Source organism: Streptomyces sp. NPDC087787 (genome assembly GCF_044743035.1).
Taxonomy (GTDB): Bacteria; Actinomycetota; Actinomycetes; order Streptomycetales; family Streptomycetaceae; genus Streptomyces.
In genome coordinates this window covers 236,831-253,024 of record NZ_JBIUVQ010000001.1, presented here as the reverse complement: position 1 = coordinate 253,024, position 16,194 = coordinate 236,831, and the positions used below count along the sequence as shown (strand labels likewise).

The following is a 16,194-nucleotide window of genomic DNA, read 5'->3' as shown; positions in this document are numbered from 1 at the left end:
TCGGGTGATTCGTGCCACGGCCCGCACCACTGCCCGCGGTCCGGCCCGCCTGCCCCCACCGACTGTCACGGAACGGGACCCATGCCTGCGCGAGCCAGTACCTCCCGGCCGGCCTCACCGCCCCTCACCGAGCGGCAGGAGGCCCGCCGCCGACGTATCCTGCGCGCGAGCGCCCAACTGGCCGCCCGGGGCGGCTTCGACGCCGTGCAGATGCGGGAGGTCGCGGAGTCCTCGCAGGTGGCGCTGGGCACGCTGTACCGGTACTTTCCGTCCAAGGTCCACCTGCTGGTCGCCACGATGCAGGACCAGCTGGAGCGGCTGCACGGCACGCTGCGCAAGAAGCCGCCGGCCGGGGAGAGCGCCGGCGAGCGGGTGGCGGAGACCCTGATGCGCGCCTTCGGCGCCCTCCAGCGCGATCCGCACCTCGCGGACGCCATGGTCCGCGCGCTGACCTTCGCGGACCGCAGCGTGAGCCCGGAGGTCGACCAGGTCTCCCGGCAGACCACCGCGATCGTCCTGGACGCCATGGGACTTCGGGAACCCACCGCCGAGCAGCTCTCCGCGATCCGCGTGATCGAGCACACCTGGCTGTCGGCCCTGATCACCTGGCTCTCGGGCCGCGCCTCCCTCGCCCAGGCGAAGACCGACATAGAGACGGCGTGCCGGCTGATCGACCTGACCACGCCTGGCGGGGGGCATGAATAGAACCTACGAGACGGGTTCCCTTCGCCGGTATTGCCCGGATCAGGTAATGGGGGTCGCCTTCGGGTCCGACTGCTACCTTCCGGCCTCTCAGCCCGACCGTCGACGTCGGCCCCAGCGGATGCCGTAGCGTCTCGCCAAAGTCGGCTACTCCGGTCGAACTCCCTCACTCGCCTCGTAGGCCACCTCCAGGATAAATCCGTATCCATCGGATGGAACCCCCCAATTCGAAGATTTTTCAGGTTCCTCGTGGGCCGGGCGGAGCCCGGTTTCGGCCACCCCTCGGGGCCTTTTAGGTCGGCCGGTAGAGTGACCGGGTCGTCATCACACCCGTTCGGGGGGAAGCCGGTGGAAATCCGGCGCTGACCCGCAGCCGTGAACCGCCCGCGAGGGCGGCGAGCCGGAATGCCCCGGGCGGAATGTGACCGGCTCATGTGCTCGGCGGACCCGCCGGCGCATCGCACCGTCGAGGTATACGGAGCCGAGCCGCCGGGGTGTCCCGTGCTGTCCGGCTCCCCACAGGGAGAGGCACCCGCCGATCATGAACTTCCGCCGCAGCGCCGCGGCCCTGGCCGCCGCCGTCGCCGTGATCGGCAGCGCGGTCCCCGCCGCCGCTGACACGTCCGCCGACCCGTCCTCGCCGGCCCTTCCGGCGGGGCTCTACGGCACGACCGACCCCCAGTACGACGGCGTGTGGCGGCAGTCCCTCGCGCTGCTCGCGCAGCACACCGTGGGCGTGCGGCCCGCCGCCGAGGGCGTGGACTGGCTGGCCGGCCAGCAGTGCGCCGACGGCTCCTTCGCGGCCTACCGCGCCGAGCCGGGCAAGGCCTGCGACGCCAAGGTGATGGCCGACACCAACAGCACCGCCGCCGCCGTGCAGGCCCTCGCCGCGCTCGGCGGCCACGACACCGCGACCGGCAAGGCGGTGTCCTGGCTGAAGTCCGTGCAGAACAAGGACGGCGGCTGGGGATACACGCCCGGCGGGCCCACCGACGCCAACTCGACCTCGGTCGTGATCGGCGCGCTCGCCGCCGCCGGACAGAAGCCTCAGAGCGTCGTCAAGGACGGCAAGTCCCCCTACGACGCCCTGCTCGCCCTCGCGCTGCCGTGCTCCGGCGACGGAGCGGGCGCCTTCGCCTTCCAGCCGGACAAGAAGGGCAAGCTCGACGCCAACGCCGACGCCACGGCGGCCGCCGTCGTCGCCGCGCTCGGGCAGGGCCTGGCCCCCGAGGCCGGCGGCAAGGGCAAGGACGCGGGCGGCGCGGCCCGTTGCGAGGACTCCGGCAAGCCCAGCCCCGACCGGGCCGCGGCCAACGGCGCCTCGTACCTCGCGCAGGCCGTCGCCAAGGACGGTCACCTCACCTCCTCCCTCCCCGGCGCCACCGACAAGCCCGACTTCGGCAACACCGCCGACACGGTCGTCGCCCTCGCCGTGCAGGGCGGATCCGCGCAGGCGCAGAAGCCGCTGAAGTGGCTGGAGGAGAACTCCGAGGCGTGGGCGAAGCAGAGCGGTCCCGCCGCCTACGCCCAGCTGGTCTTCGCGGCCCGCGCGGCCGGCACCGACCCGCGTGACTTCGGCGGTGTCGACCTGATCCAGCGGCTCAACGCCACCGGACCGGCTCCCCAGGCCGCCGAGGGCAAGGACGCCACGGACTCCGCGAAGAGCGACTCCCCCTTCGGCCTCTGGTGGACCATCGGCGTCTTCGCGGTCGCGGGCGTCGGCATCGGGTTCCTGCTGAGCGGCCGGAAGAAGCAGGGACAGTCGTGACCCGCCGGCTCCGGGCCCTTTGCGCACCGCTGCTCGCCGCCGCGCTCCTGCTGGCGGCCGGCGCCGGCCAGGCCCAGGCCACCGGCTACCGGTACTGGTCCTTCTGGGATCGCGACGGCGAAAAGTGGGTGTACGCCGCCGAGGGCCCGTCGACGGCGCGTCCCTCCGACGGCGACGTGCAGGGCCTGCGCTTCTCGGTGAGCGAGGACTCCCAGGACGCGAGCAAGCCGCGCGGGACGGCCGACTTCGCGGCCATCTGCGCGAAGACGCCCGCCGAGAAGGGCAGCAAGCGGGTGGCGCTCGTCCTCGACTTCGGCGTCCAGGCGGACGCACCGGCGGGCGAGACCCCGCCGGCGCCGCGCACGGAGTGCGCCCGGGTGCCGTCCGACGCGACCACCGCCGAGGCCCTGGCGGCCGTCGCGAAACCGCTGCGGTACGACACCAACGCCCTGCTGTGCGCCATCGCCGGCTACCCGCAGAAGGGCTGCGGCGAGCAGGTGGCGGCCGGCAGGACGGAGCGGCCTGCCGGGGACGAGCCGCACGAGGGCCCTTCGGTGGGCCTCCTCGCGGGCGGTGCCGTGGTGGCCGTACTGGCCGCGGCGGGCGTCTGGCAGGCGCGGCGGCGCAGGGATGCGTGACGCCGTGCGCGGCCGCGGGCGGGCGGGCCGCGCCGGCGGCGCACCCGCCCGCGGCTCCGCCGGTGTCCACGCGGGCGCCTGGTGGCTGTGGGCCCTGGCCCTGGGCACCGCGGCCACCCGCACCACCAACCCCCTGCTGCTCGGCCTGCTGCTGGCGGTCTCCGGCTACGTCGTCGTGAGCTGCCGCCCCGACACGCCCTCCGCGCGGTCCTACACCGCCTTCGTCAGGCTCGCCCTCGCCGTCCTCGTCATCCGTCTGGTCTTCGCCGTCGTGCTCGGCTCGCCCATTCCCGGCTCGCATGTGCTCGTCTCCCTGCCCGAAGTCCCCCTGCCGCACTGGGCGCAGGGCATCCGCCTGGGCGGCCGGGTCACGGCCGAGGCGGTCGTCTTCGCCCTGTACGACGGGCTGAAGCTGGCCACGCTGCTGGTGTGCGTCGGCTCGGCGAACGCCCTCGCCGCGCCCGCCCGGCTGCTCAAGTCCCTGCCCGGCGCCCTGTACGAGACCGGGGTCGCCGTCGTCGTCGCGCTCACCTTCGCCCCGCACCTGGTCGCCGACGGCCGGCGCCTGCGGGCCGCACGCCGGCTGCGGGGCCGTCCCGACCGGGGCGTCCGCGGCCTGGTGCAGGTCGGACTGCCAGTGCTTGAGGGCGCGTTGGAGCGTTCCGTCGCGCTCGCCGCCGCGATGGACGCCCGCGGCTACGGCCGTACCGCCGAGGTCGCGCCCGCGGTCCACCGCACCACGGCCGTGCTCACGCTCGGCGGTCTGCTCGGCGTCTGCGCCGGGACGTACGGGCTGCTCACCGCGGAGGGCGGCACCTACGGACTGCCGGTGCTGCTCACCGGGGTCGCCGCCGCCCTGGCCGGACTGTGGCTCGGCGGGCGCCGCTCCCCGCGCACCCGCTACCGCCCGGACTCCTGGAACGCGCGCTCCTGCCTGGTCGCGGGGTCGGGCGCGCTGGTCGCGGCCCTGCTGGTGCTCGCCGCCGTCCACGACCCCCAGGCCCTGCACCCGGGCGTGGTCCCGCTCGTCGCGCCCACTCTCCCCCTGTGGCCCGCCGCCGCCGTACTCCTCGGTCTGGCCCCCGCGTTCGCCGCCCCCGCGAGTCCCGCCCCCAAGGAGCCGTCGTGATCCGCTTCGAGGATGTCTCCGTCACCTACGACGGAGCGGTGGAACCCGCCGTCCGCGGCGTCGACTTCGAAGTCCCCGAGGGTGAACTCGTCCTCCTCGTCGGCCCGTCGGGCGTCGGCAAGTCCACCGTGCTGGGCGCGGTCAGCGGACTGGTGCCGCACTTCACCGGCGGCACCCTGCGCGGCCGGGTCACCGTGGCCGGCCGGGACACCCGCACCCACAAGCCGCGCGAACTCGCCGACGTCGTCGGCACCGTCGGGCAGGACCCGCTGTCGCACTTCGTCACGGACACCGTGGAGGACGAGCTCGCCTACGGCATGGAGTCGCTGGGCCTGGCCCCGGACGTGATGCGGCGGCGCGTGGAGGAGACCCTGGACCTGCTGGGCCTGGCCGACCTGCGCGACCGCCCCATCGCCACCCTGTCCGGCGGCCAGCAGCAGCGGGTCGCGATCGGCTCGGTCCTCACCCCGCACCCGAAGGTCCTCGTCCTGGACGAGCCGACCTCGGCGCTCGACCCGGCCGCCGCCGAGGAGGTCCTCGCCGTCCTCCAGCGGCTCGTGCACGACCTCGGCACGACGGTCCTCATGGCCGAGCACCGCCTGGAGCGGGTCGTCCAGTACGCCGACCAGGTCGTCCTGCTGCCCGCCGCGGGCGCCGCCCCGCTGCTCGGGCCCCCCGCGGACGTCATGGCCGTCTCCCCGGTGTATCCGCCGGTGGTGGACCTGGGCCGCCTCGCGGGCTGGTCCCCGCTGCCGCTCACCGTCCGCGACGCCCGCCGCCGGGCCGCGGACCTGCGGCAGCGGCTGGACGGCCGGGAGCCCGCACGCTCCGGGACGGCACCGGTCACGGGCCTCCCGGTCCCCGCGCCCCGTCCGGACCCCCGTCCGGCGTCCCGGTGGCGGCTGCGCCGCGCCCCCGCCCCCGAGCCCGTGCCGGCGGGCGCGCCCGTGGCCGAGGTCCACTCCCTCGGCGTCCGGCGCGCCGGTGTCCAGGCCCTGCGGAACGTCGACCTGACCTTCGCACCCGGCGAGACCGTCGCCCTCATGGGCCGCAACGGCGCCGGGAAGTCCACGCTGCTCGGCTCGCTCGTCGGCCTGGTCCAGCCGTCCGCCGGGCGGGTACGGGTCGGCGGCGCGGTCCCGCACCGCACCACGCCCCGCGAACTGGTGCGCCGGGTCGGGCTCGTCCCGCAGGAGCCGCGCGACCTGCTGTACGCCGACACGGTCGCCGCCGAGTGCGCGGCCGCCGACCAGGACGCGCAGGCCGCGCCCGGCACCTGCCGGGACCTGGTCCGCGAACTGCTGCCCGGCGTCGGCGACGACACCCACCCCCGCGACCTGTCGGAGGGCCAGCGCCTCGCGCTCGCGCTCGCCGTCGTGCTCGCCGCCCGCCCGCCCCTACTGCTGCTCGACGAGCCGACCCGCGGCCTCGACTACGGCGCCAAGACCCGCCTGGTCGCCCTGCTGCGCGCGCTCGCCGCCGAGGGACACGCCATCGTGCTCGCCACGCACGACGTCGAACTGGCCGCCGAACTCGCCCACCGGGTCGTGCTGCTCGCCGAGGGCGAGGTGATCGCCGACGGTCCGACGGCCGAAGTGGTGGTGTCCTCACCCTCCTTCGCCCCGCAGGTCACCAAGATCCTCGCCCCCCAGCGGTGGCTCACCGCCACCCAGGTCCGCGAGGCACTGGCATGACGGCCCGCCCCGCCGACACGGAGGCCCGTCCGGCTGAGGAGAAGGTACGCCCGGCCGGCGCGAAGTCCCGTCCCCGGGTGCGGGCCGTCCGGCTCGGCCCCCGGTCCCTTGCTGCGCTCGCCCTGGTCAGCGCGGTCGGTGTGGCCGCGTTCGGCTGGCCGTTCCTCGCCCCGCCCGCCTCACAGCTCAGCGCGCACGCGCAGGACGCGCCCTGGCTGTTCGCGGGCCTGCTCGTGCTGCTCGTCGCCGTCGTCACCGCGACGATCTCCGAGTCCGGGCTCGGCCCGAAGGCCGTCGCCATGCTCGGCGTGCTGGCCGCGACCGGGGCCGCGCTGCGCCCGATCGGCGCCGGGACGGCCGGAATCGAGCCCATGTTCTTCCTGATGGTGCTGAGCGGGCGGGTGCTCGGGCCGGGCTTCGGTTTCGTCCTCGGCTCGGTGACGATGTTCGCCTCCGCGCTGCTCACCGGCGGGGTGGGCCCGTGGATGCCGTTCCAGATGCTCGCCATGGGCTGGTTCACCATGGGCGCGGGTCTGCTGCCGGGCCCCGACCGGCTGCGCGGACGCGCGGAACTGCTGCTGCTCGCGCTCTACGGCTTTCTGGCCGCCTTCGCCTACGGCACCGTCATGAACCTCGCGGGCTGGCCCTTCATGGGAACCCTCGCCTCATCCATCGCCTTCGACCCGCACGCGGACATCGCCGCCAACCTGGCCCGGTTCGTGGCGTATTGCCTGGCCACCTCGCTCGGCTGGGACCTGGGCCGGGCCTCGGTCACCGTGGTCCTGACCCTCGTACTCGGCCACGCCGTCCTGCGGGCGCTGCGCCGGGCCACCCGCCGGGCCGCCTTCGAAGCCCCGGTCACCTTCGACGCACCTTCGCCGTGACACGCCCGGCGGGACCGCCCGCATGAGCTGGGTCGCCCACGAGTCGGGGCCGCTGCTCGCCCGGTCTGGCACATATGCGCGTTCACGGCCCTGACCTGCGCGTTGAGAGCCCGCTCACACCCATACGGAACACCAGAAAAGCGGCGGAAACCATCAAAAGGGGGTGTTTGCGGGCGGAGTTCCCGCCTGCTTTTCTGTACGGCGTCGCCAGGCTCCGCCCGGCCCGCACCGGGCGGGCTGAGCCGAGGGCACGCCCCGCCCCACACTCCGTGGTGCGCGGCAGCCCGCGATTTCCTGTCCCCGACGTGAGAGGTGATCCATGACCGTCTCCGCCCTCCGCGCCACCGCCACCCCGAAGAAGGCCCTCACCACCACCGCCGTGGCCGCCGCCACCGCCGCCGCCCTGGCCCTCACCTCGGCCCCCGCCCACGCGGCCCCGCGGCACTCCGCCGCCTACGCCAAGGCGGCCGCGCGCCAGATGATCCCGGATGCCGCGCAGTTCCACGCGTTCAGCAAGATCGTCCAGCGGGAGAGCGGCTGGAACCCGCGCGCCACCAACGCCGCCTCCGGTGCCTACGGCCTGGTCCAGGCGCTGCCCGCGTCCAAGATGTCCTCGGCGGGCGCCGACTGGCGGACCAACCCCAAGACGCAGATCAAGTGGGGCCTGAAGTACATGAAGTCCCGCTACGGCAGCCCGGCCGGCGCCTGGAGGTTCTGGCAGGCCCACGGCTGGTACTGAGCCCGCCCCACCCGCCGACCGCCGCCTTCGCCGTGTCCGGCTGCCGACGCCCCTACGATCTGCTTTCCTGAGCCCATGACGACGGACCCACCACCGGGGGACCCGCCACCGGACGACCCCGAGGCACGCGGACTGCGCCTGGTGGCGGTACTCCTGGGGCTGACCGTGGTCAGCGGACTGATCGACGCGGTCAGCTACCTCGGGCTCGGGCACGTCTTCACCGCCAACATGACCGGCAACGTGGTCGTGCTCGGCTTCGCCGCCGCCGGGGCACCGGGCTTCTCCGTGCCGCACACCGCCACCTCCCTGGTGTGCTTCCTGGTGGGCGCCACGGTCGGCGGCCGGGTCGCCGTGCGCTACGGCAGCGGCTCGCGCCGCACCTGGGCCAGGGTGACCCTCGCCGCGGAGGCCGTCCTGGTCGCGACCTCCGCGGCCGTGGCCTTCGCCGCGCCGGGCACGGAGGCCATGGTGTACTCCGTCATCGCCCTGACCGCCTTCGCGATGGGCCTGCGCAACGCGACGGTCCGCAAACTGGGCGTCCCCGACCTCACGACCACCGTCCTGACGATGACCCTGACCGGCCTCGCCTCCGACTCCCGGGCCGGCGGCGGCGCCGGCCACCGCTCCCCACGCCGCACGGCCTCCGTGATCGCCATGCCCGCCGGCGCCGCCCTCGGCGCCTGGCTGGTCGTCCACCACGACCTGGGCGCCCCCCTGCTGATCGCGGCGGCGGCATCGGGCGTCCTGGCGGCGGTGGCGTCGGGACGCGAATGACGCCCCCTCCGGTGGGAGGGGCCGTACTCACAAGGCACTTGATGTGCCAGGATGCCGCCCATGGTGAACGTGCACCGTCATCTGGCCGATGACGAGGAACTGATACATGCGACCCGCCAGCACTGGACGCAGATGGTGGGCGAGTTCGTCGTGCTCGTCCTCGTCTGGGCCGTGGCGGGCGCGCTGGCGTGGGTGATTCCGTCCGACAAGGACTGGGGCACCGTCGTCCGTTACGTGGTGCTGGGCGTGGCGGTGGTCATCTCCGTCTGGTTCTGGCTGCGGCCGCTGCTGATCTGGCGCAGCACCGTCTACATCGTCACGACGAAGCGGGTCTCCGTGCGCACCGGCTTCCTGACGAAGACCGGGCACAGCATCCCGCTGACCCGCGTCAACGACGTCGAGTTCCGCGCCACGCTGTGGGAGCGCATCCTGCGCGAGGGGACGCTGACCGTCCAGTCCGCCTCGGAGCACGGGATGCTGGAACTGAAGCACGTCTCGGACCCGGAGGGCCTCCAGGGCCTGATCTACGAAGCCGTGGAGAACGAGCAGCGCAGCCACCAGTGGAACGGGCAGGTTCCGCCGGTCGCCGGCTGACGATCAGCCGGCGTTCGCAGCCGCCCACGACACGAACTCGGTGAAGGCGGCGGGCGCGAGGGTGAGCACCGGGCCGGCGGGGATCTTGGAGTCCCGTACGGCCACGGTGGCCTCCGGCATCTCGGCGATCTCGATGCACTCGCCGCCCTGGTCGCTGCTGTAGCTGGACTTACGCCAGTCGAACTCCATAGCGGTCCTCCATCACGCGCCGGATCAGCGTCGCCGAATCTCTGAGCGAGAGTGCGGCAGCTTACAGATGATCGTAACGGAGCGAGCAGTCCTTGACGGTGTCGCGATGGGCGCTCGGATACGCAGCCCCGTAACCCTCGGTGTAGACGATGGACGGGTCATCACTTGGCCACCTGCTGAAACCACGCCGGAAGCTGGCTGCGCATCACCAACGCGACCAGCCTGGACAGCAGTCCGTCCGTGCCCAGCGCCGCGTCCACCCGCTCGCTGAACTCCGGCGTCGGCAGCTTCCGCGCCGTCTCGACCTGTCCGACCAGCGAGCCGGTGTAGTTGATGATGTCGCCCAGCTGCCGTTGCGTCAGACCGGCGGCCTCCCGGAGCCGGCGCAACTCGAAGCCGTAGTAGTCGAGCGGCGAGGCTCCCGGGTCGAGGACATTGATGTTGGTCACGCATGACCCCTTTCACGCGACGCCCCACAGGCGGACCCGTTGTGTTCAGGCGGTGGCCCAGCGTAGCGACAGCAGGTCAGTCTCGTACCGTGAACGACTGCTTTCCCTCCGTCCTGGCGGGCCCCCGTCCCGACCAGTGCCGCATGTGCCTCACCCTCGGTGAGCACTCCGCTCGGCACATCCGTCGTATCGTCCGTTCCTGCCTGGGTGATTGGGGCCTGGCCGGGCTCACCGACGCGGTGGAGCTGGCGGTGACCGAGCTGGTCGCCAACGTCGTACGGCATGTCCCGGACCGGCGCTGCACGCTGCTGGTGCTGCGGCGGACGGACGGGGTCCGTGTGGAGGTGACGGACGGGTCGCCGCAACTGCCCGCCGCGCCCTTGGACTTGTCGCCGGGGGCGGAGGGCGGACGGGGACTGCTGCTGGTCGACGCCGTGACCGACAAGTGGGGCGTGGAGCGGCGCGGAGGGGCCGGAAAGACCGTGTGGTTCGAGTGCGTGGGCGCCAGGACACTCCCGCCGTGAGGAGCTTCACGGGGTCCGCCCGGGCAGGGCCCGACAGGCGACCAGCGCGCACACCGCCGCCAGCGGCAGCTCCGCGCAGAAGGCCATCGCCAGGGCGGCCCCCGCCTCGCCCGCCGGCGCCGTGGTCGTGTCGAACCAGGCGTCCGCCACCAGCAGTGTCGCGGTCGCCGCGGCGGTGACGCAGCGGCGGGTGCTGGCGGTACTGCGCTTCCTGGCCTCGGCGTGAGCGGCCGCCCTCAGCCCAGCTTCCGGCAGTAGAGGGCGTCCGGGGTCCGGCTGGAGCCCAGCCGGCCCGTGTAGGCGATTCCGGCCAGGTACTCGTCGTTCGCGCACTGGCCCTTGTAGTGGCCGTGGGCGAAGTCGCCGCCCTGGGGGGACGCGCCCCTGTTGTCGCTCCGGTCGAACCAGACGGTCCGGCCGCTCGTGCCGAGTGCTCCGGCCGGGGCCGCGGTGCACAGGACGGCGGAGACGGCGGCGCCCCGGACGCTGTAGCCGGTGAGGAACTGACCGTCGGCGCACTGGAGTTTGGTGTAGCCACTGGCCCAGTCCTGGCCCGGGGCGACATGGCGCTCGTCGACGACGACCTCGTGGGCACCGGCCGGGTTCCCCAGGGGGCCGGTGGACACGTCCGCGCACAGGCCGCGGCTGCCGGTGTGGCTGAGGCCGAGGAGGCGCTGTCCGTCGGGGCAGACCGCCTTGCGGGCGCCGGGGTTCCAGTCGGGCAGGGCCCGCATCCGCCGGGAGGCGACGAAGTCGCCGTGGTCGGGGCTGAGCATCGACCAGTCGGCCACGGGGGCGACGGGGCCGGTGCGTCCCTGGGCCCGGACGAGCCGGGTCCAGGCGCCGGCCCGCCAGTCGTCGCCGTCGTAGACGCCCATGCGGTGGCCGGCCGAGTCCCAGTGGAGCAGGGCCCAGCCGTTGCCCTTGCGGTTCTCGTGCCAGCCGACGAGCGGCCAGTACGCGAAGTCGGCGTCGGCGCGGATGAGGTTGTCGACGAAGTTCTCGAACCAGGCGCGCGGTGCGGCGCCGGTCTCCTCGCGGCCGCCGACGCCGAACTCGCTGATCCAGACCGGGGCGGTGAAGTGCTGGTCCTGCTCTGCGGCCACGTAGAGCGCCTGGCGGTTCACCACGTCGGTCAGCTCGGCGGGGCCGAGGTCGCGGTAGCGGGGGTCACTGGTCTCGCCGAGCCCGGTGGCACCGCTGTGGTTCGGGCCCGTGTAGTCGTAGAAGTGGGCCGAGTAGACGAGCTTGCCGGAGTCGACGAGCGTGTGGGAGAGGCGGCGTACGGGTTCCAGGGTGGGGCGCCCGTGCGCGAAGCCGTCGACGGGGATGCCGGTCCAGTTGATGCCCTCGACGATGATCAGGAGGTCGGGGTCGGCCTCCGTGAGGATGCGGTCGGCGACGTGCTGCGAGGCGGCGAACCAGTCGTGGTCGTCGCCGAGGCCCCAGTTGGGGTCGTCCCAGACGCTGCGGCGCACCTCGTTGTAGAGGTCGGCGCCGACGACGCGTTTGTTGTCCTGATAGCGGCGAGCCATGAACAGCCAGTCGTTCTCCCAGGCCCCGGTGGACCGGCTCGCGTTCCAGCGTTCGTTTCCGTCGACTCCACAGCACCAACGCGTCGTGTTGGTGTGGTTGTTGAGGATCACGGCGAGTCCGGCGTCGGTGAGTGCGCGCACCACCGCGTCGTACACCTGGAGCGGTGTCCTTCCGCGCAGCCAGGGGTTGGCGGCGACGGCGCGGTCCGTGACGGGACGGTCGTCGTGGATCATCTCGTTGGAGAAGGGCAGCCGGATGCTGTTGATCCCGATCTCCTGGAAGCCGGAGACGATCTCGGCCATGGGCGCCCGGTCCAGGCCCAGCGGGACGCGGCCCGAGTTCTCGCCCGCGTGGTGGTTGGCGTCGTCCTCGGTGCTCCCGGAGCCGTTCCATGTGCCGCTGGCGCCGTGCCAGTTGCCCGACCGCAGCTTGAACCGGTTCCCGTTCGCGTCGACGATCCAGCGGCCCCGCGTGCTGAGCGGCGGCGTCCAGTCCGAGGCGGCCTCCGCGGCGGTCACGGAGGCCGCCGCGGCCTCAGCGCCGGCCTCCTTCCCCACGGCGGCCGCGGGAGCGACGGGCGCCAGGGGCGCCAGCAGGAGTACGGCGGCCAGGCCGGCCCGGCCCAGGAATCCACGCATGGTTGACCGTCCCGAGTGACCATGACTGTCATGTCTACGTCAGCATGGTGGACGTTCCGCCATCAGTCCAGACCTGCCCGCCGAACCCAGGTCAGCGCGTGGCGAGTTCGGGTGCCGGTTGTCTCTCCGGTGCGGCGGGCCCGGCGGCCGCGCGCGGGCCGGACAGCAGGTACGTCAGCCCGAAGCCCGCGCCGACGACGACCGCGCCGCCCACCGCGTCCAGCACCCAGTGGTTGCCGGTGGCGACGATGGCCGAGACCGTGAAGAGGGGGTGGAGGAGGCCGAGGGCCTTCATCCACCACTTCGGGGCGACGACCGCGATGACCACGCCGCACCACAGCGACCAGCCGAAGTGCAGGGACGGCATCGCGGCGTACTGGTTGGTCAGGGCCGTCAGGGTGCCGTAGTCCGGCTGGGAGAAGTCCTGGACGCCGTGGACCGTGTCGATGATGCCGAGGTCCGGCATCAGGCGGGGCGGGGCCAGGGGGTAGAGCCAGAAGCCGACGAGGGCGAGGAGCGTGGCGAAGCCGAGGGCCGCGCGGGCCCAGCGGTAGTCGACCGGGCGGCGCCAGTACAGGACGCCGAGGACCGTCAGCGGGACGACGAAGTGGAAGGACTCGTAGTAGAAGTCGAAGAAGCCCCGCAGCCAGTCGATCTTCACCACGGCGTGGTTGACCGCGTGCTCGATGTCGAGGTGCAGGAAGCGCTCGATGGAGAGGATCTCGTCGCCGTGCCGCTCGGCGCGGGCCCGGCCGCCGGTGATGGTGCCGCCGGTCGCCGCGAGGCGCACCTGCTGGTAGGCGGCGTAGGTGACGCGTATGAGAAGCAGTTCGAGGAGCAGGTTCGGGCGGCTGAGGACCCGGCGCAGGAAGGGCAGCGGGGGGACCCGCCGGAAGCGGGCCGGGACCGGCGGCGCGTACCGCGTGGGGACGGGTGAGGCGTAGTGCTCCGCGGCGCGGGACAGGAACGGCACGGCCGTCGCGGTGGCGAGGGCGGCCAGCAGGACGATGTTGTCCCGCAGTGGGTTCAGGAACGCCATGTGCGGCAGCATCATCGTCGCCGGCAGGGTCATGACGAGGATGACGGCGACCGGCCAGACGTACCGGTCGGAGGCGCGACGGCCGACCCGGCCGACGACCGCGAGCAGCACCCACAGCAGCTGGTGCTGCCAGGTGGTGGGCGACACCGCTATCGCCGCGCAGCCGGTGATCGCGACGGCGAGCAGGAGCTGGCCGTCGCGGGCGTAGCGCACGGCCCGGCGCAGGCCGAGCACGGCGACCGCCGCGCCCAGCAGCAGGAACAGGCCCACCTCCAGTGGGCCGGTCAGGCCCAGCCGGAGCAGGGCGCCGTGCAGGGACTGGTTGGCGAGGGCGTCGGCGCGGCCGCCGAGACCCACGCCCGCCATGTGGTGCACCCAGTAGGTGTAGGAGTCGTGCGCCATCGCGGCCCAGGCGAGCGCGGTGCACGCGGCGAACGTGACGGCGGTGGAGACGGCGGCCTGCCGGCGCCGGGTGAACCAGAGCAGGGGCGCGAAGAGGAGCACCGCGGGCTGGAGCGCGGCCGCGAGGCCGATCAGCGCGCCGCCGGCCCGCTGTCCGCGCACGACGAGGCAGCCGAGCAGGACGAGCAGGACCGGGATGATGCTGGTCTGGCCGAGCCACAGCGTGTTGCGCACCGGCAGCGACAGCATCAGCAGGCTGATCGCGACGGGTGCGGCCAGCAGGGAGGTGCGGCGCCCGACCGGCTCCGGCAGGGCGCGGGCGGCGACCAGCCCGAGGGCGACCACCAGCAGCAGCGTGCCGAAGGTCCACCCCCAGCCGAGGGCCTGCTCGGCGGCCCTGGTCAGCGGCTTGAGCACCAGGCCGCCGAAGGGGGTACCGGTGAACTGCGTCGACTCGTACAGCGACCCCTTGACGTGCAGGACGCCGTCCGGTCCGGCCCAGGTCTCCAGGTCGGCGAGCCGACTGCCGCGCGGGGTGGTGAGGACGGCGGCCACCTGCCGTATCGCGAGGACCCCGGCGATCAGCCACAGCCCCAGGCGGGTCGCGTGCAGGCGGGCCGTGGCCGGGTCCGCCGCCACTCCGAACGCCGCCGCCGGTCCCCCACCGTGCTCCGCATTCGCCACGCCTCCTCGGCCTCCCGCCCCGTACGTCCCGCGCTCTTGCCGCGCCGGGAACCTCTTCGCCGTCTCCGAGAGGCTCGCACCTCCCCCGGAGAGGGACGCGGCTACCCCCGATTCACCTGTCGTCCGCCCGCCTTTTGTCAGGATGACGACAGTCCGCGGCCGGTTCGGTTCCCCCGGCCGGGCGCGACAAGGATCACAGTGCGGAGCGGTTGATCACGGTCCGTACGGGGACCAAGTGCCTGGACAGCCCGCATTTAGGTGCACTACGCACCGAAGCGCGTACGGTGCGTAACGGACATCAATAGTCGTATGGTCGATTTTCGGCCTGCCCAGGTGGGCTGCGTCCGGCCCCCGCGTCAGCGCCGCCACACGGGCCGGGTCCCTGTCCCCGTCGAAAGGCAGGCGAGCGAAGCCTTGTCAGCTGTCACCGTCACCGCACCCCGGTCCGTGTCTCTCACCAAGAGCCGCCACACCACCGTCACCGACCCGGCACTCGTCCGGCGCGCCGTGAAGGCCGCCGCGCTGGGCAACGCCATGGAGTGGTTCGACTTCGGTGTCTACAGCTACATCGCGGTGACGCTGGGCAAGGTCTTCTTCCCCTCCGGCAACCCGACGACGCAGTTGCTCTCCACGTTCGGCGCCTTCGCCGCGGCCTTCCTGGTCCGCCCGCTCGGCGGCATGGTCTTCGGCCCGCTGGGCGACCGCATCGGCCGCCAGAAGGTACTGGCCTTCACCATGATCATGATGGCCGTGGGCACCTTCGCCATCGGCCTGATCCCGTCCTACGCGACGATCGGCGTCGGGGCGCCGCTCCTGCTGCTCGCGGCCCGGCTGGTGCAGGGCTTCTCCACCGGCGGCGAGTACGCGGGGGCGTCCACCTTCATCGCCGAGTTCGCCCCGGACAAGCGGCGCGGCTTCCTCGGGAGCTGGCTGGAGTTCGGCACCCTGGCCGGTTACATCGGCGGCGCGGGCCTGGTCACCCTGATGACGGCCCTGCTGTCCTCCGACCAGATGACCTCCTGGGGCTGGCGGATCCCGTTCCTGATCGCGGGCCCCATGGGCATCATCGGCCTCTATCTGCGGATGCGCCTGGAGGAGACCCCGGCGTTCGCGGCGGAGGCCGAGAAGTGCGAGTCACGCCCGAAGGTGCCGCTGCGCGAGATGATCGCCGGCCAGTGGAAGGCGCTGCTGCTGTGCGTGGGCCTGGTGCTGGTCTTCAACGTCACCGACTACATGCTGCTGTCGTACATGCCGAGCTATCTGACCAGCGTGCTCAAGTACGACGAGACGCACGGACTGCTCGTCGTCCTCTGCGTGATGGCCCTGATGATGATCGTCCAGCCGTTCGCGGGAGCGCTGACCGACCGCGTCGGACGCCGCCCGGTGATCGCCGCCGGCTGCGCGGGCTTCCTGTTCCTGTCGGTCCCGGCGCTGCTGCTGATCCGCCAGGGCAGCCTGGCGGCGGTGGGCCTCGGCATGGCCGCCCTGGGCCTGCTCCTGGTCTGCTTCACGGCCGCGATGCCGTCCGCCCTGCCGGCGCTGTTCCCGACCCGGGTCCGCTACGGCTCGCTGTCGATCGGCTTCAACATCTCCGTCTCGCTGTTCGGCGGGACGACCCCGCTGGTGGTCACCGCCCTGATCGGCGCGACCGGCAACCTGATGATGCCCGCCTACTACATGATGGCGGCCTCGCTGATCGGCGGCGCGGCGGTCTGGTTCATGGCGGAGTCGGCGGGCCGTCCACTGCCGGGCTCGGCGCCGTCGGTGGAGGCGGACCCCCCGGCTGTCATTGCCTGACAGCGCCTCCGCAC

Annotated in this window: 15 protein-coding genes, 1 pseudogene and 2 riboswitches; of the genes and pseudogenes, 11 read left to right on the top strand and 5 right to left on the bottom strand. The window is 73.2% G+C overall.

What is annotated here, in order from left to right:
- Positions 1 to 81 precede the first annotated feature (81 nt).
- From ACIOWN_RS01185 to ACIOWN_RS01145, 9 genes are all read left to right on the top strand, one after another.
- The gene (locus ACIOWN_RS01185) at positions 82 to 705 is read left to right on the top strand and encodes a TetR family transcriptional regulator (protein ID WP_362347578.1); all 624 of its coding nucleotides are present in this window, start codon (positions 82 to 84) and stop codon (positions 703 to 705) included.
- Positions 705 to 880: riboswitch (TPP riboswitch) on the bottom strand. (Overlaps the previous gene by 1 nt.)
- 160 nt (positions 881 to 1,040) lie before the next feature.
- A riboswitch (cobalamin riboswitch) is annotated at positions 1,041 to 1,113 on the top strand.
- Positions 1,114 to 1,243: 130 nt separating this feature from the next.
- Positions 1,244 to 2,470 carry a prenyltransferase/squalene oxidase repeat-containing protein gene (locus ACIOWN_RS01180; protein WP_401979618.1) on the top strand — a complete coding sequence of 409 codons (1,227 nt, stop codon included), beginning with the start codon at positions 1,244 to 1,246 and terminating at the stop codon, positions 2,468 to 2,470.
- Complete coding sequence (locus ACIOWN_RS01175; RefSeq protein ID WP_362347574.1) at positions 2,467 to 3,108, top strand: SCO2322 family protein; 642 nt, start codon at positions 2,467 to 2,469, stop codon at positions 3,106 to 3,108. Before ACIOWN_RS01180 ends, ACIOWN_RS01175 begins: the two co-directional genes overlap by 4 nt.
- The gene (locus ACIOWN_RS01170) at positions 3,101 to 4,237 is read left to right on the top strand and encodes a CbiQ family ECF transporter T component (protein WP_362347573.1); all 1,137 of its coding nucleotides are present in this window, start codon (positions 3,101 to 3,103) and stop codon (positions 4,235 to 4,237) included. The genes ACIOWN_RS01175 and ACIOWN_RS01170 overlap by 8 nt, the downstream gene beginning before the upstream one ends.
- A complete protein-coding gene (locus ACIOWN_RS01165; protein WP_362347571.1) occupies positions 4,234 to 5,931 on the top strand; it encodes an ATP-binding cassette domain-containing protein in 1,698 nt (565 codons plus the stop codon). Before ACIOWN_RS01170 ends, ACIOWN_RS01165 begins: the two co-directional genes overlap by 4 nt.
- A complete protein-coding gene (locus tag ACIOWN_RS01160) occupies positions 5,928 to 6,815 on the top strand; it encodes an ECF transporter S component (protein ID WP_362347569.1) in 888 nt (295 codons plus the stop codon). The genes ACIOWN_RS01165 and ACIOWN_RS01160 overlap by 4 nt, the downstream gene beginning before the upstream one ends.
- Positions 6,816 to 7,134: 319 nt before the next feature.
- Positions 7,135 to 7,554 (top strand): transglycosylase SLT domain-containing protein, encoded by a 420-nt coding sequence (locus ACIOWN_RS01155; RefSeq protein WP_362347567.1) that lies wholly within the window; start codon positions 7,135 to 7,137, stop codon positions 7,552 to 7,554.
- A gap of 75 nt (positions 7,555 to 7,629) precedes the next feature.
- On the top strand, positions 7,630 to 8,328 hold the full coding sequence (locus ACIOWN_RS01150; RefSeq protein WP_362347566.1) for a YoaK family protein: 699 nt from the start codon (positions 7,630 to 7,632) through the stop codon (positions 8,326 to 8,328).
- Positions 8,329 to 8,388: 60 nt separating this feature from the next.
- Entirely contained in the window at positions 8,389 to 8,922 is a 534-nt protein-coding gene (locus tag ACIOWN_RS01145; protein ID WP_362347564.1) for a PH domain-containing protein, read from the top strand.
- Positions 8,923 to 8,925: 3 nt separating this feature from the next.
- Here the strand turns inward: ACIOWN_RS01145 and ACIOWN_RS01140 are convergent, their stop codons facing one another.
- Together ACIOWN_RS01140 and ACIOWN_RS01135 are read right to left on the bottom strand one after the other, a co-directional pair.
- Positions 8,926 to 9,111, bottom strand: coding sequence for a DUF397 domain-containing protein (locus tag ACIOWN_RS01140; protein WP_362347563.1), 186 nt, complete (start codon positions 9,109 to 9,111; stop codon positions 8,926 to 8,928).
- Positions 9,092 to 9,560 (bottom strand): annotated as a pseudogene (locus ACIOWN_RS01135) (helix-turn-helix domain-containing protein). Before ACIOWN_RS01135 ends, ACIOWN_RS01140 begins: the two are co-directional and overlap by 20 nt.
- 89 nt (positions 9,561 to 9,649) lie before the next feature.
- Between ACIOWN_RS01135 and ACIOWN_RS01130 the strand changes: the two are divergent.
- On the top strand, positions 9,650 to 10,084 hold the full coding sequence (locus ACIOWN_RS01130) for an ATP-binding protein (protein ID WP_401979612.1): 435 nt from the start codon (positions 9,650 to 9,652) through the stop codon (positions 10,082 to 10,084).
- A 6-nt stretch (positions 10,085 to 10,090) separates the two neighbouring features.
- Here ACIOWN_RS01130 and ACIOWN_RS01125 read toward each other — a convergent pair whose 3' ends face one another.
- The 3 genes from ACIOWN_RS01125 to ACIOWN_RS01115 form a co-directional block, all read right to left on the bottom strand.
- Positions 10,091 to 10,234, bottom strand: a complete 144-nt coding sequence (locus ACIOWN_RS01125) for a hypothetical protein (RefSeq protein ID WP_401979610.1) — start codon at positions 10,232 to 10,234, stop codon at positions 10,091 to 10,093.
- A gap of 86 nt (positions 10,235 to 10,320) precedes the next feature.
- Entirely contained in the window at positions 10,321 to 12,258 is a 1,938-nt protein-coding gene (locus ACIOWN_RS01120; protein WP_401979608.1) for a glycoside hydrolase family 5 protein, read from the bottom strand.
- Positions 12,259 to 12,349: 91 nt separating this feature from the next.
- Positions 12,350 to 14,383, bottom strand: coding sequence for a bifunctional glycosyltransferase 87/phosphatase PAP2 family protein (locus ACIOWN_RS01115; RefSeq protein ID WP_362347561.1), 2,034 nt, complete (start codon positions 14,381 to 14,383; stop codon positions 12,350 to 12,352).
- A gap of 414 nt (positions 14,384 to 14,797) precedes the next feature.
- Here ACIOWN_RS01115 and proP point away from each other — a divergent pair, with 414 nt between their 5' ends.
- Positions 14,798 to 16,180, top strand: coding sequence for a glycine betaine/L-proline transporter ProP (gene proP / locus ACIOWN_RS01110; protein ID WP_401979605.1), 1,383 nt, complete (start codon positions 14,798 to 14,800; stop codon positions 16,178 to 16,180).
- Positions 16,181 to 16,194 lie beyond the last annotated feature (14 nt).

Excerpts from the sequence above, each read along its gene's own strand:
- ACIOWN_RS01150 (WP_362347566.1), top strand. The coding sequence starts at position 7,630 with ATGACGACGGACCCACCACCGGGGGACCCGCCACCGGACGACCCCGAG.
- ACIOWN_RS01155 (WP_362347567.1), top strand. The coding sequence starts at position 7,135 with ATGACCGTCTCCGCCCTCCGCGCCACCGCCACCCCGAAGAAGGCCCTC.
- ACIOWN_RS01120 (WP_401979608.1), bottom strand. The coding sequence starts at position 12,258 with ATGCGTGGATTCCTGGGCCGGGCCGGCCTGGCCGCCGTACTCCTGCTG.
- ACIOWN_RS01185 (WP_362347578.1), top strand. The coding sequence starts at position 82 with ATGCCTGCGCGAGCCAGTACCTCCCGGCCGGCCTCACCGCCCCTCACC.
- ACIOWN_RS01145 (WP_362347564.1), top strand. The coding sequence starts at position 8,389 with ATGGTGAACGTGCACCGTCATCTGGCCGATGACGAGGAACTGATACAT.
- ACIOWN_RS01160 (WP_362347569.1), top strand. The coding sequence starts at position 5,928 with ATGACGGCCCGCCCCGCCGACACGGAGGCCCGTCCGGCTGAGGAGAAG.
- ACIOWN_RS01140 (WP_362347563.1), bottom strand. The coding sequence starts at position 9,111 with ATGGAGTTCGACTGGCGTAAGTCCAGCTACAGCAGCGACCAGGGCGGC.
- ACIOWN_RS01180 (WP_401979618.1), top strand. The coding sequence starts at position 1,244 with ATGAACTTCCGCCGCAGCGCCGCGGCCCTGGCCGCCGCCGTCGCCGTG.
- ACIOWN_RS01170 (WP_362347573.1), top strand. The coding sequence starts at position 3,101 with ATGCGTGACGCCGTGCGCGGCCGCGGGCGGGCGGGCCGCGCCGGCGGC.